This window comes from Synechococcus sp. RS9916 (assembly GCF_000153825.1).
GTDB lineage: Bacteria > Cyanobacteriota > Cyanobacteriia > PCC-6307 > Cyanobiaceae > Synechococcus_C.
The window spans coordinates 2,385,378-2,405,681 of sequence record NZ_DS022299.1; the positions used below are offsets into that span (position 1 = coordinate 2,385,378).

Annotated in this window: 16 protein-coding genes; 5 read left to right on the plus strand and 11 right to left on the minus strand. The window is 59.1% G+C overall.

The features are described from left to right. Positions 1-94: 94 nt before the first annotated feature. The 5 genes from RS9916_RS13610 to RS9916_RS11970 form a co-directional block, all read right to left on the minus strand. Positions 95-2,293 carry a C2 family cysteine protease gene (locus RS9916_RS13610; protein WP_007099692.1) on the minus strand — a complete coding sequence of 733 codons (2,199 nt, stop codon included), beginning with the start codon at positions 2,291-2,293 and terminating at the stop codon, positions 95-97. Between the two features lie 300 nt (positions 2,294-2,593). Further along, the gene (locus RS9916_RS13615; protein WP_007099693.1) at positions 2,594-4,849 is read right to left on the minus strand and encodes a C2 family cysteine protease; all 2,256 of its coding nucleotides are present in this window, start codon (positions 4,847-4,849) and stop codon (positions 2,594-2,596) included. A gap of 261 nt (positions 4,850-5,110) precedes the next feature. Further along, the gene (locus tag RS9916_RS13620) at positions 5,111-7,300 is read right to left on the minus strand and encodes a C2 family cysteine protease (protein WP_007099694.1); all 2,190 of its coding nucleotides are present in this window, start codon (positions 7,298-7,300) and stop codon (positions 5,111-5,113) included. A gap of 310 nt (positions 7,301-7,610) precedes the next feature. Then, positions 7,611-8,825 carry a DegT/DnrJ/EryC1/StrS aminotransferase family protein gene (locus RS9916_RS11965; RefSeq protein WP_007099695.1) on the minus strand — a complete coding sequence of 405 codons (1,215 nt, stop codon included), beginning with the start codon at positions 8,823-8,825 and terminating at the stop codon, positions 7,611-7,613. Between the two features lie 10 nt (positions 8,826-8,835). Further along, positions 8,836-9,441, minus strand: a complete 606-nt coding sequence (locus tag RS9916_RS11970) for a thioredoxin family protein (RefSeq protein WP_156777548.1) — start codon at positions 9,439-9,441, stop codon at positions 8,836-8,838. Between RS9916_RS11970 and RS9916_RS11975 the strand changes: the two genes are divergently transcribed. Further along, on the plus strand, positions 9,440-10,051 hold the full coding sequence (locus RS9916_RS11975; RefSeq protein WP_232199590.1) for a hypothetical protein: 612 nt from the start codon (positions 9,440-9,442) through the stop codon (positions 10,049-10,051). The two genes, RS9916_RS11970 and RS9916_RS11975, sit on opposite strands and share 2 nt — an antisense overlap. On the opposite strand, the gene RS9916_RS11980 is transcribed toward RS9916_RS11975, so the two are convergent. Together RS9916_RS11980 and RS9916_RS11985 are read right to left on the minus strand one after the other, a co-directional pair. Continuing rightward, positions 9,994-10,437 (minus strand): hypothetical protein, encoded by a 444-nt coding sequence (locus RS9916_RS11980; RefSeq protein ID WP_007099698.1) that lies wholly within the window; start codon positions 10,435-10,437, stop codon positions 9,994-9,996. The two genes, RS9916_RS11975 and RS9916_RS11980, sit on opposite strands and share 58 nt — an antisense overlap. Positions 10,438-10,444: 7 nt before the next feature. After that, positions 10,445-11,410 (minus strand): FAD-binding domain-containing protein, encoded by a 966-nt coding sequence (locus RS9916_RS11985; RefSeq protein WP_007099699.1) that lies wholly within the window; start codon positions 11,408-11,410, stop codon positions 10,445-10,447. Between the two features lie 112 nt (positions 11,411-11,522). On the opposite strand from RS9916_RS11985, the gene fabI reads away from it, so the two are divergent. From fabI to RS9916_RS12005, 4 genes are all read left to right on the plus strand, one after another. Next, positions 11,523-12,305, plus strand: a complete 783-nt coding sequence (fabI, locus tag RS9916_RS11990; RefSeq protein ID WP_007099700.1) for an enoyl-ACP reductase FabI — start codon at positions 11,523-11,525, stop codon at positions 12,303-12,305. Between the two features lie 91 nt (positions 12,306-12,396). Next, positions 12,397-12,999, plus strand: a complete 603-nt coding sequence (gene hisB / locus RS9916_RS11995; protein WP_007099702.1) for an imidazoleglycerol-phosphate dehydratase HisB — start codon at positions 12,397-12,399, stop codon at positions 12,997-12,999. 55 nt (positions 13,000-13,054) lie between these two features. Next, positions 13,055-14,572 carry a carotenoid oxygenase family protein gene (locus RS9916_RS12000; protein WP_007099703.1) on the plus strand — a complete coding sequence of 506 codons (1,518 nt, stop codon included), beginning with the start codon at positions 13,055-13,057 and terminating at the stop codon, positions 14,570-14,572. 73 nt (positions 14,573-14,645) lie between these two features. Further along, a complete protein-coding gene (locus tag RS9916_RS12005; RefSeq protein WP_007099704.1) occupies positions 14,646-15,383 on the plus strand; it encodes an SIMPL domain-containing protein in 738 nt (245 codons plus the stop codon). A 14-nt stretch (positions 15,384-15,397) separates the two neighbouring features. On the opposite strand, the gene RS9916_RS12010 is transcribed toward RS9916_RS12005, so the two are convergent. The 4 genes from RS9916_RS12010 to RS9916_RS12025 are packed head-to-tail and all read right to left on the minus strand — an operon-like array spanning position 15,398 to position 20,273. Next, on the minus strand, positions 15,398-16,966 hold the full coding sequence (locus tag RS9916_RS12010; protein ID WP_007099705.1) for a BCCT family transporter: 1,569 nt from the start codon (positions 16,964-16,966) through the stop codon (positions 15,398-15,400). 30 nt (positions 16,967-16,996) lie between these two features. Then, a complete protein-coding gene (locus RS9916_RS12015) occupies positions 16,997-18,184 on the minus strand; it encodes an FAD-dependent oxidoreductase (RefSeq protein ID WP_007099706.1) in 1,188 nt (395 codons plus the stop codon). Next, entirely contained in the window at positions 18,181-19,236 is a 1,056-nt protein-coding gene (locus RS9916_RS12020) for a Glu/Leu/Phe/Val dehydrogenase dimerization domain-containing protein (RefSeq protein ID WP_007099707.1), read from the minus strand. Before RS9916_RS12020 ends, RS9916_RS12015 begins: the two co-directional genes overlap by 4 nt. Further along, positions 19,236-20,273, minus strand: a complete 1,038-nt coding sequence (locus tag RS9916_RS12025) for a hypothetical protein (RefSeq protein WP_007099708.1) — start codon at positions 20,271-20,273, stop codon at positions 19,236-19,238. The genes RS9916_RS12020 and RS9916_RS12025 overlap by 1 nt, the downstream gene beginning before the upstream one ends. Between the last annotated feature and the right edge of the window lie 31 nt (positions 20,274-20,304).

Here is a 20,304-nt window from a genome sequence, read left to right on the forward strand (position 1 = left end):
AGTGGGATGAATGTCATGTGCATCTTTCTCCTTGGCTAAAAGAAAGAAAAGGAGGCGCGATGGCCTCCTTGTATTGGTTTGCCTTGTGCGTGATTCAGCTCAGGCTGTAGCGGATGTCCGCACCGAGTTGTCTGAGTTGAAGGTGGGTCAGGCTGAGGTGTTGGTTGTCCCAGGGATTGCGGATGTCAAATCTCCCAGTCTCAGCGTCATAGCCCACAATCGAGTAGGCGTGGCCTTGCACGCCAGAGCTGATATTGGTGGGGCCACTTCCAGAGCCTGTGGCTAAGCCGTTGAATCCTCGAACGGTCACGACGCGATCGCTGTTCACATAATTGATCAGCTCAGCATTACTGACTCCGTTAATGCCGGTGAGGTTCACAGCTTCTGATGTCGCGCTCAACCCTGTGATGTGGGTAATTGCAGTCGCAGAGTTGCCGCCGCTGATGCCTGCGTAGGAGTTGCGCCCGTTTTGGCTGATTCGACCTGATTCGTTCACCTGGGCATAAGCCTTCTCAGCAAGGGCGACCCACAGCTCATTGTTGTCAGCGACCACATTTTGGACTCCATTATCGCCGCCTGAGTTGGCATAGAGGTAGCGATCTGTCGCTGATGTGGCCATCATGCTATCGACGGTCACGTAATCGACTTTGCCGTTGGTGTAGAAGCGAACGCTATAGGTGCCATCGCCATTGTCGGTGAACATGTCTTGAATCATTTCGGCCTTGTCATTGGCCGTGCCAGCAAGAGCAGAGAGGAAATAGCAGCTTCCCACCCCTCCCTGATCGATGTCATCGGCGCTCACTCCGTCCACAAACAGGCTGCCTCCAGCTTGGGTGTACTCGCCAGCAGCCACGGGCCTGTCAAGCCCAAGCATGTGTTTGCCGATTAGAAGATTCAGGTCTTGAGTGCTGGAGCCGGCTTCGAGGTCGCCGAGATCAGTCACGATGCTGTCGGAGCCTGTATACCAAGCATTGCTGTCATCGTGGAACAGCACCTTTTCAGACAAAACTGCGAGATCAGAGCGCATTGTGCCGCTGAAAATGTTGTGGAATTGGCGTAGATCGGTTAGCTCAGTATTGGTGACAGACCCATAGTCTCCAGCACTTTTAAGAATGCCGATGATGTCGTTGCGCCCGAAGTCGCCGTCGTATTTGATGGAATTCAGTGCGGCATTCTTGACGCTGCTGTCATCGATCCAGGCTTCGACGATTTGTTCGAAGCAGTCGGCCTGGCGGCTGATGTTGAAGTTGAAGGCTGTTGCGCCATTGTTGTTCCAGAATGAGGTGTTGTAGCTGTAGATCCGGCTGGTGTAGTGGCCTTCATTGAGGAAGGTGCTGATGTTTTCGTCTTGGGTGCCTGAGTTGTTAGACCAGCTGACTAGTGATCCGCTTTCGTTGTAAAGGGCAAGGCCGACATTGGCTCCTAAGTTGGAGAGAGAGAGGTCGTAATTGCCTGCTTTCCCGGCATAGAAAGAGAAGTAATCGTTGGAGTCACGATTTCTGCCACTGCCATAGCCAATCGTTCCGATCACCTCTTTGTCGTCGCGATAGGCCACTGTGCCGATGTCGGCTGCATTGTTCTTGCTGTCGGTGATGTCGTATCCGCTGCCCTCATGAGCTGAAAAGCCGCTGCCCCAGGTGAAGTTGTAGAGGGTTTCTGTGCCTGCAGATTGATCGCGATCAAAGCGTTCTTCTGCCAGCAAATTGTTCACCTCAGCGCGTTCGCCGAGATGGGAGAGAAACTCTGGATCAATGTCAAGGATTCCCGGCATTGGGATGAAGCCAATCGCATCTTCTGAATCGCCCGTGAGTGGATCCAGTTGTTGTGGTGCCGTGTTGAGGCCAATGGAATTGGTTTGATCGAGATTGAGTGGATCAGTAGGAGCTGCGTGTTGTGCGCTGCTGATCGCGCGGCCATCAGGATGGCCTCCGGTCAGCTGATCGATTGGTGTTTGAACGCTGAGCCTTTGGCCCAAGTCGTGCATTGGCTCGGCTGTGCCTGTGAGTGCGTCGTTGTTGCTGCCTGGGTTGACGCCGCGTTGAGTGGGTTGGGCGTTGTGGCCCTGTGGCAGGGCGCTGTGACGTTGAATTCTTTCTGCGCCGTTGGTCTGACCAGCTTCATCCCAGGGAGAGATCAGGGTGTCTTCGCTGAGGGGGTTGATGGCGCCTGGGGTGAGCGGATCGTTGCTCTGGCCCAGGCCGTAGGAGGTGGCCTCGGATCCGGCGACGCGTTGATAAGCGTTGCCGGCATCGAAGTTGTTGTTGAGTTTTCCGTCGAGGTTGAATTCGAGCATGGGAGGGAAGAATGAGTGTGGAAGATCTGGGCTGGGTGTGTGACCTCTGTTGCTCAGTGTTCCCGCTCTGCTTGTTGAGCTTGATGACCAGGATCACGGCTCGCTGTGATTTTGATCACAGGTTGATGCGTGGTGATTTGTGCTTTGTTGATCGGTCGTTAATTCGTGTGCTTTGTCCTTGATGATTCGCCGTCGTTGATAGACGTGAAAAAAGGTGGCCTAAGCCACCTTTTTGTTTCTTCTGTTTTTTGCGGCTTGATTGGTATAGAACAGGAGGTCGAATGACCTCCTGTTATCGATTTAGGTATTGGAATAGTTGACAGTGCCTCCCAGGTTCCGAAGTTGGTTGTAGGTCAGGCTGAGGTCGAAGTTGCCCCAGGGATTCTGAATGTTGAATCGCTGTGTGGCGGCGTTGTATCCGACAATTGCATAGACGTGGCCTTGCACTGCTGAGCCAATGTTTGTGCTGCTGGTGCTCTTCCAGTCGATGGATCCGTCGCCGTCATCATCGGTGGAAGCGTTGCCGTTGAAGCCGTCAATAGTGACGATATTGTCGCCATTCACAAGATTGATCAGCTCGTTCTTGGTGAGCCCTGCATCCCAGCTAAAGGGATTCCACCAGGTTGATTCAACGAGGCGCTCTTGTGTTGTGTTGAGTCCGGTGATGTGGGTCGTGGTGGCGTCGGCCCAGCCCCAGCTGATCCCCTCATTCCATTGGCGCCCATAACGGTTGGTGCTTTCCTCTTGGCCGAGGCGTCCTGACTCGTTCAGTTGGGCATAGGCTTTCTCGGCAAGGGCGACCCAGAGCTCGTTGTTATCGGCAACCTGCTGCTTTCCTGCCGCTCCATCATCGGCATACATGTATCGACCATTGGAGTCGGTCGCCATCATGTTGTCGACAGTGACGTAATCAGCCTGGCCGTTTGTGTAGAAGCGGACGCTATAAGTGCCGTCGCCATTGTCTTCGAACATGTCGCGGATGATGCTTGGCTTCTCATGGGCTGTACTGGCTAATGGAGCCAGCAAGTAACAGTCTCCGGTTTGTCCTTGGTCGATATCTGTGAAGCTCACTCCATCCATGAATAGGCTTCCTCCAGCTTGTGTGTAGCTGCCAGCCACATTTCCAGAACTGTTGCTATGGATCATGGGTCTGTCGGTGCCCAGCATGTGCTTGCCGATCAGCAGGTTGAGGTTCTGAGTGCTGGTGCCCGCTTCTAGGTTGCCAAGTGAATTGCGAATGCTGTCGTAGCCGGTGTACCAGGCGTTGCTGTCATCGCCAAAGATCACTTTTTTGGAGAGGCCTGCGATGTCGGCACGCATTGTACCGCTGAACATATTGTGTATTTGGCGTAGATCGGTTAGTTCCGTGCTGCTAACGGAGTCGTAATCGCCGGCACTCTTGAGAATTCCGACCATGTCATTGCGACCAAAGTCGTTGTCATATTTGATCGAGTTGAGCGCCGCATTCTTGACGCTGCTGTCGTCGATCCAGGTTTCTATATCTTGTTCGAAAATGTCGGCCTGGCGGCTAATGTTTAGATCGAAGGCGGTGGCGCCGTTGTTGTTGGAAGCTGCGCTGTTGTGGCTGTAAACGAGACTGGTGTACCAGCCCTCATTCAGGAAGGTGCTGATGCTTTCGTCCTGGGTGCCACTTTTGTTGGAGTAGCTCATCAAGGAGCCGCTCTCGTTGTAAAGGGCCAGTCCTACGTTGGCGCTGAGCAGAGAGAGGGAGAGGTCATACGTGCCGCTCTTGCCGGCATAGAAGGAGAAGTAATCGTTGCGGTCGCGATAGCCATTGCTGGTGTAGCCGACGGTGCCAAGCACGTTCTTGTCATCGCGGTATGCAACGGTCCCGAGCTCTGCGGCGTTGCTGCGGCTGTCGGTGATGTCATAGCCGCTGCCCTCGTTGGCGCTATACCCGCTTCCAGTGGTGAAGTTGTAGAAGGTTTCTTTGCCGCCGGTTTGATCGCGATTGAAGCGTTCCTCTGCGAGCAGATCGTTGACTTCTTGGCGTTCTCCTAGATAAGAAATCAGCTCATCGCTAACCCAGTCCGCAGACAGGGTTTCTCCGATGGGTATGTAGGCAAATCCTGCTTGGGATTGATGGGATGTTCCAGTAATGGGATCTGATGTTTTGCCCTTTGGATTCCCGGCGCTTTGTTCGAATTGCTTTTGGGTGTCGATGGCAGCATCAAGAGTTACTTCCGCTGCGGGCAGTTGTCGATCTGCTTCGAGAACTGTGCCGGTGAGGGCGTCTGTGGTGTTGTGATTCCCGCTGTCCTTGCCGGGGTTGACGCCGCGTTGGGTGGCTTGGGCATTGTGGCCTTGCGGCAGTGCACCATTGCGCTTGATACCTTCTGCGTTGCTGGCCTGGCCAGCCTCGTCCCAGGGCGAAAGCAACTCGTCTTCGCTTAAGGGGTTGATTGCGCCTGGGGTGAGCGGATCGTTGCTCTGGTCGAGGCCGTACGAGGTGGTATCGGATCCGGCGACGCGTTGATAAGCGTCGCCAGCATCGAAGGTGTTGTTGAGCTTGCCGTCGAGGTTGAATTCGAGCATGGGAGGAAAGGTTGAGTGATGGAGATAGTCAGGGAATGAACCTCTGATGCACTCAGCGTTTCCGTTTTCCCGGTTGGTTTTGATGATTTGGATTTAGTGCGGCTGTGATTCTGGTCACAGGGTTTTTGTGGTGCTCTGGTTGCCGGTAATGGCGTTTTGCGTTGCTCGGTGTGCTGGGCTGTCCGTTGCTTGCAGTTTTTATGGACAAAAAAGGTGGCCGAAGCCACCTTTGTGTTGGTTGTGTTGGGCTGATGGCTGAATTCAGCTGTTGCTCCAGCTGAACTGTGCGCCCAGACTGATCAATTGTGCATGGGTCAGTGTGGAATGGTTTCGGTCATAGGGATTGCGAATGGTGTATTGGCCTGTGGTGGCGTTGTAGCCCGTGATGGTGCGAGCGTGACCGCCCCATCCTGCAGCGACGACACGGTTGCTGTTAACGAGGGTTTGCAGCTCCGAAGAGCTCACATTGGTTGCGCCGACGCCTGAGGCGCTTGCATTGCCCCAGCTGGAATTGAGTCCAGTGATATGGGTAATCGCGTCGGTGGTGAACCCCCAGCTGATGCCTTCATTACCGGCAATGCCGTAGCGGTTTGTCGCTTCTTCTTGATTAAGGCGACCCGACTCATTTAGTTGTGCATAGGCTTTTTCAGCCAGGGCAACCCAGAGTTCGTTGTTGTCGGCCACGAGGGCGTTGGTTGCGGTGCCATCGCCAGCATCAGCATGGAGATAGGTGCCATCGGCTCTGGTCGCCATCATGCTGTCGACGGTGACGTAATCAGTCTGTCCGTTGGTGTAGAAGCGAACGCTGTAGGTGCCGTCGCCGTTGTCAGTGAACATATCCTCGATGATCGACTCTTTTTTGTCGGCGGTGCCGGCAAGAGCGGAGAGGAAATAACAGGAGCCTGTCGCTCCTTGGTCGATGTCACCGGCATCAATACCGTCAACAAAGAGGCTGCCTCCAGCTTGGGTGTAGCTGCCGGTGTGAATCATCGGCCTGTCGGTGCCCAGCATGTGCTTGCCAATCAGTAGATTGAGATTCTGGGTGCTAGTGCCGGCTTCCAGATTGCCGAGTTCATTGCGAATGCTGTCGTAGCCGGTGTACCAGGCATTGCTGGCATCGCCAAAGACCACTTTTTTCGAGAGGCCGGCAATGTCAGCGCGCATGGTGCCGCTGAATATGTTGTGGAATTGCTGTAGATCGGTCAGCTCTGTATTGGTGACAGATCCATAGTCGCCAGCACTTTTAAGGATGCCGACGGTATCATTGCGATCAAACAAATTGTCATATTTGATCGAGTTGAGGACGGCATTCTTGACGCTGTTGTCATTAATCAAGCAGTTAGTGATTTGTTCAAAGCAGTCGGCCTGGCGGCTGATGTCGAGGTTGAAGGCTGTTGCGCCGTTGTTGTTCCAGAATGAGGTGTTGTAGCTGTAGATGCGGCTGGTGTAGTGGCCTTCATTGAGGAAGGTGCTGATGTTTTCATCCTGGGTGCCAGACTTGTTCGACCAGGTGACCAGTGATCCGCTGTCGTTGTAGAGAGCGAGGCCGACATTGGCTCCTAAGTTGGAGAGGGAGAGGTCGTAAGTGCCCGATTTGCCGGCGTAGAAGGAGAAGTAATCGTTGTAGTCACGATTGCTGCCGCTGCCATAGCCAATCGTTCCGATCACCTCTTTGTCGTCGCGATAGGCCACGGTGCCGATGTCGGCTGCATTGGTGCGGCTGTCGGTGATGTCGTATCCGCTGCCTTCATTAGCTGAAAAGCCGCTGCCCCAGGTGAAGTTGTAGTGGGTTTCGGTGCCTGCAGATTGATCGCGATCAAAGCGTTCTTCTGCGAGCAGATTGCTCACCTCCGCGCGTTCGCCGAGATAGGAGAGGAGATCTGCATCAAATGCGGTGATCTCCGGCAATGGCATGAAGCCAAAGGATCCGGCCTGCGTCTCGCCTGTGAGTGGATCCAGTTGTTGGGGTGAAGTGTTGAGATCAGCTGGATTGGCTTGATCGAGCTGGAGTAGATCAGCGAGAGCTGTCTGTTGTGCGCTGCTGATGGCGCTGCCGTCTTGATGGCCTCCGGTGAGCTGATCGATGGGTGCTGTCTCGCTGAGCCGTTGGGCCAGTCTTTGCCCTTGCTGGGCGGCGCTAGAGAAAGCGTCGTTGTCGTTGTGATCGCCGCTGGTGCTGGTGGGGTTGACGCCGCGTTGGGTGGCTGGGTCATTGTGCCCTTGCGGCAGTGCACCATTGCGCTTGATACCTTCTGCGTTGCTGGGCTGGCCTGCGTCTTCCCAGGGGGAGATCAGTGTGTCCTCTGTGAGGGGGTTGATGGCGCCTGGAGTGAGCGGATCGTTGCTCTGGCCTAGGCCGTAGGAGGTGGCCTCGGATCCGGCGACGCGTTGATAAGCGTTGCCGGCATCGAAGTTGTTGTTCAGTTTGCCGTCGAGGTTGAATTCGAGCATGGAAGGGAAGAGTGAGTGTGCGAGATCTTGGTCGTTGTGTGACCTCTGTCACGCAGTGTTCCCGCTCTGCTTATGGGGCTTGATGACCAGGATCACGGCTCGCTGTGATCTTGGTCACAGACTTATTGGTGGTGATCTGTGTTTTGTTGGCCGGCCGTTGATTGGTACGCTTTCGCCTTGATTGTTTGCCATCTTTGGTTGACATGAAAAAAGGTGGCCAAGGCCACCTTTTTTGATGCGGTGAGGCTGATCCTGCGAGCAAGGATCAAGTGCAGACCGGTGCCATGTCCTCGATCAGAGTTGGCTGCCCTCAGGCCACCAGCTGATTGTTGACATTTGGACTGAGAAGTTGTTTGAGCACATGGATCACCTGGTCCTGCTGCTCTTCGCTCAGCTCGGGAAAAATTGGCAGGCTCAGCACCTCGCTGCAGAGACGTTCGGTGATGGGAAGGCCGCTAGGAGCCGTGGAGAGGTCGGCATAGGCCGGCTGCCGATGGATGGGGATTGGGTAATAGATGATCGTGTTTACCCCATGTTCCTGGAGGTACTGCTTGAGCCAATCACGGCAACGGCTGCTCGGTAAGCCGAAGTTGCTTGGGCTATCCGAGCAGGACCCCGCGCAATTGGCTTGTCCCTCGGGGCAGAGCTTGACGCGTACCACGAACTGGTTCCATCCATGGCCCACGGCTGCACTAGCAGCGGGATCAGGCAATTGAATGCCGGGGAGCCCGTCGAGCGCTTCGAGGTAGCGGCTGGCAATGGCGCTGCGTTTCTCGACCCAGGTGGTGAGATGCGGCAGTTTCACATTCAGCACGGCAGCCTGCAGTGCATCGAGGCGGCTGTTGTAGCCGAGCTCGGTGTGGAGGTAGCGACGGGGCATGCCGTGCACGGCGAGCTCGCGCATGGACTGCGCCACCGCTGGATCGTGACAAGTGACGGCGCCACCATCACCCGCACCGCCAAGGTTTTTAGTAGGGAAGAAGCTGAAGCAGCCCACATCGCCCCAGCTGCCGACGGGTTTGCCATTCCAGCTGGCACCGGTGGCCTGGGCGCAGTCCTCAACGACCTTGAGGTTATGGCGTTGGGCGATCGCCATCAGTGCATCCATGTCCACAGGGCGCCCGAAGAGATGCACCGGGATCATCGCTTTGGTCGCTGGAGTGATCGCCGCCTCGATCAGGTTGAGATCGATCAGGTAGGTGAGGGGATCCACCTCCACAAATACCGGGGTGGCCCCCACGGCGCTGATGGCTTCGGCCGTTGCAAAAAAGCTGAAGGAGGCTGTGATCACCTCATCGCCAGGTCCGATGCCTAGGGCGCGTAGGGCCAGGATCAGCGCATCGGTGCCGCTGTTGCAGCCCACGGCATGGGGCGTGCCCACGCTGGCCGCAAAAGCTGTTTCAAACGTCTGAATTTCGTTGCCGCCGATGTACTGGCCGCTGCGCAGCACGCGCAGGACAGCGTGATCAAGCTCCTGCCCCAAATCGGCAAGCTGCTGACTGAGACTGAAGGGAGGCACCTGCATGAAGGGAACCTTAAGCCGTCTCTCCGAACCATCGCGGTTCCTGGCCGGGATGCCATTTGATGTTGCAGCCAATCGACGGCTGCTGCTCCATGTCTGGGTCGTCGCCCTTGAGTACTGCTTCAAGGGCCGCGCGCAGGTCGTGGCCATCAACGGGCAAGCCATTCCCTGGTCGGCTTCCATCCAGCTGGCCGCGATAGCGCAGGGTTTGGGTTCCCTCGCCGTCAGGGGCAAACAGATAAAACTCGGGAGTGCAGGCGGCCCGTAGGGCTTTGGCCAGGGTTTGCTGTTGGTCGAGCAGATACGGGAAGCGCCAACCGTTGCGCTGGGCCTGGTCGGCCAGTGCTTCAGGACCGTCCTGTGGATGGGTGATCCAGCTGTTACTGGCCACACCCAGCAGGGTCACACGGGCGCTGTAGTCGCGGTCGATCCGGCTCAGCTCGTCCTCAATGTGCTTCACGAACGGGCAGTGGCTGCAGAGCAGCATCAGCACTAATGGCCGATCCGGTAGGTGCTGGCTCCCTATGCAGTCGCGATCGCTGGTGCCCGAGGCCATTGGTAGGGCGAACTCCGGCAGTGGACTTCGCAGCGGAAGCATGGTGGAGGGTGTCAAAACCATGAAACAGCTCCGTGATGCCCACAGCATGGGTAAGCCCTTGCTGACGTGTGTTGTGCCTCTGCGCCTCGACAAAGCACGCCGATGGATTGGGCTTGGCCTCGTGCTGGTGCTGAGTGGTTGCCAAAACGCGTCAGGGCCGCAGCCCAGTTGGAAGGTGTTTGCTTTGCAGCGTCAGCAACCTCACGACGGCCTGGCAGTGGTCAATCAGCCCGATGGTTTTGGTCTGCACATCTACCTCGAGACCGATACGAGCAACCCTCAGCAGTGCAAGCCCCGATGGTTGCCGGACCCTGCTCGCCTTTTTAACGGCAATGGCACCCACCCCTTTTCCTCCGGTGTGGCCACGCGTGAGGAGTTCTTTGCTGCTGTGGGGCGCGATGCGGTGCGTCAGGTCCTGGAGAAGGAGCTGAAAGCGTTGTGTGCAGCGCGGGCACCACAAGCCCAGTGGCAGTGGACGGAACCGCCGAGAGAGGCGTCAGAGGTGACGCCCGTGCAATTACCGGCCCTTGAAGAGCGGCATCTGCTCACCGATCCAGGAGAGGAGAAAGCGCGTCAGGAGGCGCTGCTGACAAATCCCTCCCAGACCACGGATTCCGCTTCGCGCCAGTAACGGCTGAATCGCCCGAGACGGGGTGGGCGCGGGAGTTTCACGAACGGTTCAGGGTCGACCAGCTCGAGAGGGAGCTGCGCCTCAATGGCATCGGCGATCCGTTCCAGACGGGGATCGACAGGGGTACTGCTGACGATGCCATCGGCGTTGTGGCGGTTGGCGAACGCCACCACTTCGGCAGCCACATCGCCTTTGCGCAGGGTCAGAGGCAGTGCCAGGGCGCTCTCGTAAAGGAAGCCGATGCGTTTGCGACTGATGCTGGCGTCTTGAATCCAGGCACTGTCGAATACGAACAGGGCTGGGGCTTGGGGCCAGGCCAGCAGGGCTGGGTTGCGGGGGCCCAGGGCCTCGTCATGAACCCAGATGATCGGACGTTGAAAGGACATCGGGGCGTCAGCGTTTGGGGCGGGCGGTGGCGGATGAGGGACGGGCAAAGGCGGCGCCGCTGCTCCGCTGGCGTTGGTTGCCTGCGTTGCTTCGCCCGCGTCCGCGCGTTGCGCCGGTGTCGCGGATGGCGGCTTGGGGGGCAAAGAGCTGGTTCTCGAGTTGTTCGTAGCTCCCCTCAAACGGACAACAGCCCGCGCTGGGGCAATCCGTGCAGAACCGGCCTTTGCTGTACCGCTCCAGGTTGTCGCGGTTGAAGAAATAGGGCTTGTGGCTGAAGCTGCTCGCCACCCATTGCCAACTCAGGTGGTTGCTGGCTGGGTCGCCATCGAGCAGATGCTCAAGGAACCAGTCGGCCCCGGCTTTCCAGTGCACCCGTCGCCAATGCACCACGTAGGCGGCCATCCACATGCGGGCATGGTTGTGCAGCCAGCCGTGGGTCACCAGCTCTCGCTGGAACGCATCCATGCAGGCCAGGCCGGTGTTGCCCTCTCGAATGTCGGTGGGAAGGCTGCGGGCGTAGGAGGCGGGGTCGTGGCCGGTATTGAGTGCTTCCTGGTCGTCGTTGATGCCGTCGCCGAGATCACTCCACATCCGTTGCCAGAAATCTCTCCAGCCCAATTCGTTGATCAATTTGGCGCCGTCATCGCGGCGCTGATGGCGCTCGTTCAGTTGGGCGAAGACGGCATCGCGCACTTCAGCCAGGGTGAGCACTCCATGGCGGATCCAGGGTGAGAGCCCTGTGACGGCACCATCCAGATGATTGCGGCTGCGGCCGTAGCGCTTGGCTTCGACCCTCTTGAGTTGGTGTTCGGCTGCGGTGCGGCCTCCTTGGAGCGGGCTCAGCTCGCCCTCTGCTTCAGGGAACTGGGTTTCAAGCAGCTGGGCGAGGGCCTGGCGGTCGTCGAAATCGCGGGACAGGTCCCCCGGTGCCGGATCCCACGCCAGCGGTGGGGGAACGGGTTGCTCAAGCACCGAACGGAGGGACTACGGAAGAGCCGCCACTCTGACGTTTGGCGCTGGAAAGTGCGAAACCGCGCGGCGTGGGGGAGAATCACCCGAATTGTTATCCCGCGGGAACGGCTCGATGCTTCTCGATCTCACCGGCAAGAAGATCCTCGTCACCGGCATTGCCAACAACCGCTCGATTGCCTGGGGCATCGCCCAACAACTCAAAGCAGCTGGCGCTGAGCTGGGCATCACCTATCTCCCCGACGACAAAGGCCGTTTCGAAGCCAAGGTGCGTGAGCTCACCGCTCCCCTGGAACCCAGCCTGTTTCTGCCCCTCAACGTGCAGGACGCCGCCCAGATGGAATCGGTGTTCTCCGAGATCAAGGAGAAGTGGGGTGTGCTCGACGGCCTCGTTCACTGCTTGGCCTTTGCCGGCAAGGAAGAACTGATCGGCGACTACAGCGCCACCACCGCTGCAGGGTTTGCTCGTGCCCTTGAGATCAGTGCCTACTCCCTGGCGCCTCTCTGTGCCCACGCCAAGCCCCTGTTCAGCGAGAAGGCGGGTGTGGTGACCCTCACCTATCTGGGCGCTGAGCGCGCCATCCCCAACTACAACGTCATGGGTGTGGCCAAGGCGGCTCTAGAAGCGTCTGTCCGTTATCTGGCCGCAGAACTGGGCCCCGACAAGCAGGTGCGTGTGAATGCCATCAGCGCCGGCCCGATCCGCACCTTGGCCAGCTCTGCCATCGGCGGCATTCTCGACATGATCCACAACGTGGAGGAAAAAGCCCCTTTGCGTCGCACGGTGACCCAAACCGAAGTGGGCGGGACCGCTGCATTCCTGCTCAGTGACCTGGCGAGCGGTATTTCAGGCCAGACCATCTACGTCGATTCCGGCTACTGCATCAACGGCATGTGATCTCTGGCGGTGTTCCCCGCTGGTGTCCGGGCGTCCGTTCGGCATGATCGGTCTGTTGTGACTGAGTCAGCGCCCCGGGCGCCCGTGAACCATGCGCACAGGTGAGATCCATCGCGCCACCGGCGAAACCGATGTGCGGGTCAGGCTGGATCTCGATGGCACGGGGCAATGCCACGCCGTCACCGGAGTGCCGTTTCTCGACCACATGCTGCATCAGATCAGCAGCCACGGTCTGATCGATCTGCACATTGATGCCACGGGTGACACCCATATCGACGACCACCACACCAATGAGGATGTGGGCATCGCTGTGGGACAGGCCCTGTCCCAGGCCCTTGGCGACCGGCGCGGCATTCATCGCTTCGGTCATTTCGTGGCGCCTTTGGATGAGGCTTTGGTGCAGGTGGCCCTTGATTGCTCCGGCCGCCCTCACCTCAGCTTTGGCCTTCAGATTCCAAGCCAGAAAATCGGCACGTATGACACCGAACTGGTGAAGGAGTTTTTTGTGGCGGTGGCCAATAACTCCGGTCTCACCCTCCACATTCGTCAGCTCGATGGGGTGAATTCTCATCACATCGTCGAGGCTTGCTTTAAAGCGTTCGCTCGGGCGCTGCGCATGGCCACGGAAATCGACCCGCGCCGTGCTGGAACAGTGCCCAGCAGTAAGGGGGTGTTGGAGCAGGCCGGCAGCTGAACCCAAACAGCTGTCCACGCCGGACGCGCTTCACACTCCGTTACGAGAGGATGGGATGGTTGTCGCCCGCTCCACTGTGACCGTTGCATCCGCACCGACCCGCTTCAACCGCGCGGATTGGGCCAGCGCCTTCCGCAACGTTGAGCAGGAACTCAGTCAGGTGCCGGTGCGCGTGGCCAGCGGCACCGTTCCGGTTGAGCTGGAGGGATGCCTTTACCGCAACGGCCCTGGTCGTCTGGAGCGTGGTGGCCAGTCGGTGCATCACCCGTTTGACGGTGACGGCATGATCACCGCGGTGCAGTTTGCGGCTGGAGAAGCGCGCTGCAGCAACCGCTTCGTGCGCACCGAAGGCTGGGAGGCGGAGGAGCAAGCCGGCCGTTTTCTCTATCGCGGTGTGTTCGGCACCCAGAAGCCGGGCGGCGCAATGGCTAACGCCTTTGACTTACGCCTCAAGAACATCGCCAACACTCATGTCGTGCGGCTTGGGGATCAGTTGTTGGCGCTCTGGGAGGCCGCCGAACCGCATGCGCTTGATCCCGCCAGCCTGGAAACGCGCGGCCTATCGCGACTGGATGGGGTGCTGAGCAAAGGCGAAGCGTTCAGTGCTCACCCGCGTTTTGATCCAGGCCATCACGGCAGCCCGCGCATGGTCACCTTTGGGGTCAAGACGGGCCCCCGCAGCACCATCCGCCTGATGGAGTTCGCCACTGAAGACGACGCGGCCGCCGGGATCCGTGCAGGTGATCTGCTTTGCGACCGTCGCGACAGCTTCAACGGCTTTGCCTTCTTGCATGATTTCGCCATCACTCCCAACTGGGCGGTGTTCCTGCAGAACGCTGTGGCGTTTAACCCCTTGCCTTTCGTGATGGGCCAGAAGGGGGCGGCGCAGTGCTTGGCTTCGAAGCCTGGTGGCCAGGCCATGTTCTGGTTGGTGCCTCGCGATTCCGGTGCCCATGCCGGCGAAGAACCTCGCTTAGTGCCGGCTCCCGAGGGTTTCGTGTTCCACCACGTGAATGCCTGGGAAGAGAACGGGGCCCTGGTGATCGACAGCATTCACTACAGCGATTTCCCTTCCATCGGCCCTGATGTGGATTTCCGCGCTGTGGATTTCGACAGCATTCCTGAGGGGCTACTCAAGCGTTGCAGCATTGATCTGGCCAGTGGTCAATGCAGCACAGAACTGCTCGGGGAGCGCTGTTGCGAATTCGCCATGGTGAACCCTGCGGAGCAAGGCCTCAAGGCCCGCTACGCCTGGATGGCCGTTGCCGAGCGGGAGCAGGGCAATGATCCGTTGCAAGCGATCCAGAAGCGTGATGCGCAGACCGGCGCTACCAGGGTGTGGAGTGCGGCCCCGCGCGGTTTTGTGAGCGAGCCAATTGTGGTGGCGCGCCTTGGCGGCACGGCGGAAGATGACGGCTGGGTGCTGGTGCCGGTGTGGAACGGTGCCCGAGAAGCCACGGATCTGGTGATCCTGCGTGCTGATGATCTCAGTGAGCAGGCGGTGCTGGAGCTGCCGCTGGCGATTCCCCATGGCCTGCATGGCAGTTGGGTAGCTGGGCCGGTCATGGTTTGACGCAGGCCGGTCACGGTTGAGGAAGGTTTTGCCCTTCGGGCTCGTCAGCATGGAAGCCTGAAGCAAGATCGATGTGACGACCTCCAACCGTGAAGCGGCCAAGCCTCGGCTGCGCTCCCTATCCTTCGTTGCTGGCGCATTAATGGCACCTGTGGCTCTCGCCTCCAGCCTGTTGCCAGCAGCTCCTGCTTGGGCTTCGCAACGGACCTGCGGAGGCACGTTGCTGCAAATGCAGGTGCAGGAACGGGGCACCACCAGAAGCGATCGTTTCCGTTTCCGTTTGGGCCTTGAAGCGGAGGCCCGCACCAAGGCTGCGGCGATGGATCTGCTCAATGAGCGTCTGGATCAGACCCGTCTTGATGTCAAGGCCCTGGCTATGGGGCAGCTCACCATCCCTGCGCCCCGCAGCTACACCATCGGCGGAGGTAGCGCCGGACCTCGAAGGGAACGCGCCAGCACCAGTCTCAGTGGTGAGGTCAGTCGTGCCAACTACGACGCACTCATTCAGCTGGCGGGTCGCCTCCCCGCCGTGCGCTTGCACAGCATGACCTCGCTGGCCTCCAGCACCGGTTCAGCTTCCTTGGCGGATCAGTTGCTCGAGCAGGCCTTAGAGACGGGCCGCCGTCGGGCGAAGGCCACGGCGCGTGCCTTGGGGTTGCGTCGTGTTGATCTGCTGCGTATCGATCAACGCAGTGGGGGGTATCAGCCGATCGCAATGGCTGCACAGATGGGAGCCCGCAGTTTCAAGCCTGGTGAGGCGCCGAAGCCAAGCCAGTCGGTGCGCCTCGACTTGGATTATTGCTTGAACTAATCAGCCTGAACTGATCAGGGAGTGGACTGCCCGCGCTGCCATTCTTTCCAGGCCAGGCGTGGTGCGGTCCAAAGCGTCACCAGCACCAGTGGGGTCACGGGTACAGCGGCAATCACGATGAACGCTTGCAGCGCATTGATGGATGTTGGATCGGTGAGGCTGGTGCCGATGCGCAACAACACCAAGGTGAGTGTCCCGATCATCAAGGCCCAGAACAGCCGGAGGGGTGCAGGCGGCTCGTTTCTGCTGCTGACAACCATCGCGGCGGCGTAGCTCATGGAGTCGGCGCTGGTGCACATAAACAGGACCACCAGAACCAATCCGATTGGAATCAGAAGCCAAGACAGGGGCAGACCACCAAGGATGGTGAGCAATGTGGACGCTGCGGCATTGATCCCGTCGGTCTCTAAGGCACCAGTGATGTCTGCTCCGTTCAGATCGAGATACATGCCGGTGCCACCAACCAGGGTGAACCAGAGGTTGGTAACCAGTGGGCAGAGGATGGCGACCGCCAGCACCAGTTCCCTGATGCTCCGACCGCGACTCACCCCTGCAGTGAAAAGACCCATCAAGGGGGCATAGCCCAAAAACCAGCCCCAGTAGAAGACGGTCCACCAATCGAGCCAGATACCTGTCTCCTTCGTGCGAGGTAACAGGGCCATTTGGGGTAGGTGGGTGATGTAGGTGACAAGACCACCGAAGAAATGCTGGATCAACCAAATCCCTGGTCCGAGTAGTAAGAGACCAGCGGCCAGGGCAATGGTCAGCCAGACGTTGAGTTCAGACAGCCATTTGATTCCTTTTTGAATTCCACTGACTGTGGATATGGCAAACACAGTCGTTAGCAGTACGACAACGAGGGATTGAAGTCCCGCGCTGTTGGTCATCCCAGGTAGTTGTCCTGCAGCATCACTGAGTTGGAGGGAGAGGAATCCCAATGGACCAACTGTTCCTGCGATTGCGGCAACAACTGAAAGCCCGTCTGCAATGTCGCCGATGGGTCCATCCACCCAGCTGTGGGGCAGCACATTGACAAGAAGGGTTCGAGGGCGAAGTGGCTCACCCTTCTTTTCCAAGATTGAGAACGTGATGGTGGTCGTTGTGGCGACAAGGGCCCAGGCCAGAAATCCCCAGTGCAAAAAACTCACGGCGAGAGCTGGATCCACCGCCGCCGCTGTTTTTCCTTTCACACCCATCACTTCAAAGACAGGTGACGGTTCGATGAAGTGAAAAAGCGGTTCTGCCGCTGACCAAAACACACCACCGCCGGCGAGCAGAGTGCAGATCAAGACCGCACACCAATCGAACATTTTCAGGCTCGGTTTGGCGTCGTTGCCGCCAAGTCGCACTTTGCCGACGGGACTTAAGGCGATCACAATCGCAACCACGAAGAGCAGCGCCACCATCCACTGCCAAATTCCGCCGAGAAGGCTTCCGATGATGGCTTTCCCTTCGCTGGTGAAGTCTTTGGCCAGATTGAGATCAATGGCGGCTAAAACAAGGAAGGCCAGCAGTGGTCCAGCACCGACCCAAAGCGGTGGTTGCTTCCACCAAGGACGAGGATTGGAAGGGGATCCGGACATAACGTCTTTTCTGACAGCAGTTTTTTGATTTCAGGCACGCACTGCTGGACGCTTGTGGCTCCAGCAGCTCAGATTGACGCCTGGCTGTTCACCACAGGCCAGACGGGCCAGAGAGTCTCCGATCAGCGGAGCAAATTTGAAGGATTGCCCTGACCCGCCACAAAACAGGCTCAACTGCGGTGTGATCCGATCGAGCACGAAGTTCACATCGCTGGTCATCGAGTAAGGACTGATGACGGTCTCAACCCGTTCTTGAACGCCTTCGAGTTCGTTGAAGAGGAAGGTGTCGAGCAGTTCCACCAAGCGAGCCGGTGGTTCGCTAACCATGGCGTTGGGCTCAGCAACCCGCAGGTCTTTGGGAGCCCAGTCGATCCCGCATTTGATGCGGGGGCGACCATCGCTGGTGGTGCTTAAGACGGGGAAGCCGTAGTAGAGCCCGCCGTCATCGCCTCGTTCTTGCTGGAAGCAGAACCACTGGGGATAGCGATCCGCCAGGGCTGGATCGACGGTGTAGTGGGCCCAAAGCATGGGCCATACCTCCAGTTTTGGTGCGAGGCCCAGGGGGGCAAGCAGCAGCTGACTCCAGATCCCGCAGGCCACCACCAGTTGATCAGCGGCGATGTGATGCCCGTTCTCGAGGGTGACGCCCCCACCATCCGCATCCAGTTGTTGAACGCTGGTGTGCTCAATCAGCTGGTGTCCTGCGTTGCGGGCAGAACGGATCCAGTGGGCCACCACCTTGTCGCTGCGCACCGCTCCGGCGGTGGGTTCGAACAGGCCGGTGAAGTCAGCCTTGGGTTTGAGGGGGAAACGGTCTGCGATCTGCTCGGCATTCAGCGCTTCGTAGGGAATGCCTTGGTCGTCCATCACACGCCGGGCGCCTGGAATCGACCCTTCGATCGTTTCTTCATCCCAGCTTTCGCCGTAGAAGAGCAACCCATGGGTCTCGCGCAGCTGTTCCCCGGCCTGGCTTTCTTCCTCCCGCCAAAGGCGATTCGCCTCCTGGGCAAGACGGCACAACACGGGATCGGAATACATTTCCCGGAACATCCGGGTCTCTCCGTAGCTGCTGGCCCCGGCGTGGGCCAGGGTGCGTGCTTCCAGCAACACCACATCGGAAACGCCGCGTTTGGCCAGGGCCGCTGCGCAGCTGAGGCCTGCCATGCCTCCGCCCACGATCACGACGCGGGCATGGGTGGGGAGTGATGAAGAAGTCATGACGCGTCGTTGAAGCTCAGGCCAATGGGGTCCGTTCCGCTATCTGCGGCAACACTGTCGAGGGCATCGCCCACGGAGACGCCTTCGTGGCGTTGCGTGAGGTACTCGTTGGCTCTGCTGCGGACTTCCTTGCGCACGAAGGCGTACACGTCATCGGCTTGCGCGGTGCGCCAGGCATCGGGCGAGAAGCGTTCAATCGAGTCAGCGATCACCGCTCCCGCATTGACCAACGGGTCGGGGAGTACAGGAATGTTCCGGGCTCGCAGCGTTTCAGCCAACTGCGGGTCTTGGAAGGGGGCGTTCGCGGCTGGCACCACGGCTTTGGTGCGCAGGGCCTTCGTCATCGAGGCATCCAGCAATCCAGAGATCGAACAGGGCAGCAGCAAGTCCACATCCACCTCCCACCACGGGCAGTCCTCCGGCAGCGGTGTTGCCCCTTTGAAGCCAGCCCGTTCACGGCTGAGGTCAACGGTGAAGACGGTCCAACCGTGATCCGCCAATGTGCGCGCCACGGTGCCTCCCACGGCACCGCAGCCGTGCACCAAGGCGCGGCCAGGCTCGGCATCAGCCAGGTCATGGCCCAGCACAGCTTCCACAGCGCCCAGGGTGCCGTGGGCTGTTGCGGCACTGGCATCGACCGGACTGCCCACTGCTGCCAGCACGTGGGGAGTTAACGCCGTAAGGCGTTCCATGTCTTCGAGGCTGGTGTTCAGATCACAGCCGGTGATCATGGCCCCATCAAGGGACTCCAGCAGTTCGGCGGTGACGCTGATCAGCTCGTCTTTGACGGCTTCTGGATCTGCCGCGCGGGCCACGATTTTGCCGCCGGCAAACCCGGTGCCGTAGAGGTCATGTTTGTGGGTCATCAACCCAGCCAGACGCTGACCATCGGCAATGCAGGCTGCATCGCTTGGGTAGTTGAGCAACCGCAGGCCGCCGTTGGCCGGCCGTTTGGCGTCGGTGTCTTCTCCGACGACGAACACGGACAAGTGTTCGGAGACGTGCTCAGCCAGCACCGACACCGCCGGCGTGGAGGCGTGTGTTGATGTCATCAGGCGACCCGTTCCATCATCTGGTGGTGTTCGACGTAATCGAGACTCCACTCACTGGGCGCATCGGCGATGCGTTGTTCGAGCCGTTGGTAGACCGTGTCCGCAGCCTGGTCTCCGGCGGAACTGGCGAAGCTGTGGCGGCTCCAGCTGCGGATGGTGGCCATCAGCCCCGCTGCGAACGTGGCTGTATTGCCGTCCTCATCCCAGCGACGGCGATAGGGACACTTCACATACACCGTGCGTTCATCGACCAGTCGCAGGCCGTTGCGATAGGCCGGCGAATCGCTGTCCTTCAGCGGCGCCATGAACTCTGACGGCGACTTGTAGAAGTTATTCACCGTGCCGTTGCGGTATTGCTCCTCGCTGATCAGCCCCTCATCGGCCATGCCGCGCCAAATCTGGTGCAGCTGGTCGTGCACGTTGCGGGTTTCACCGCCGTTGTGACCGAGGTAAAGGCCCTGTTCATCCCGTGACAGATTCACAGTGAGCAGGCGTCCGCCCACCTGCAGCTCGCGGCTGCGCAGCTCAAGGATGTGATTCCAGTCCTTCATGGCCTGCGCGGTGAAGCGCTCCAGCGCCTCTGCGTCGTTGGAGGCCAACACGTGGGTGTGCGTGTTGAGCGGCCCAGGTGAGGCACTCAGCCAGTGCATGGCCGTGGCGGAAAAGCCAAAACTGACCGTGCCAGGAGCCACCGATGGCTCATAGAAGCTGCGGGCACTCACCAGAACCGTCGGTTTCGGCGCTCGAGGGATCTGCAGGGCCAGGTTCTCCGCCAGGGCGACGTTGTCGTTGCTCGGCAGGTCATTGCCGATCAGCGTCAGATGGGCATCGGGCTGATTGGCATGCAGGCGGTCCAGCACCTGATGCCAGAGCCCAACGGCAGTACCGCCGTCGGCGGCGCCGTAATCAATCAACACGTGGCTGCTTTGGGCAGCCAGGTTGTCCACACAAGTCAAGGCCCAGTCGGAGGCGGCTTCAATGCAGAGCAGAGCGCCTTCGGTCTGTGCGCTGTAACCCGTGGTCATGGCGATGGCCATAGACCTCGTCAGCGTCTGAAGGCACCGTACA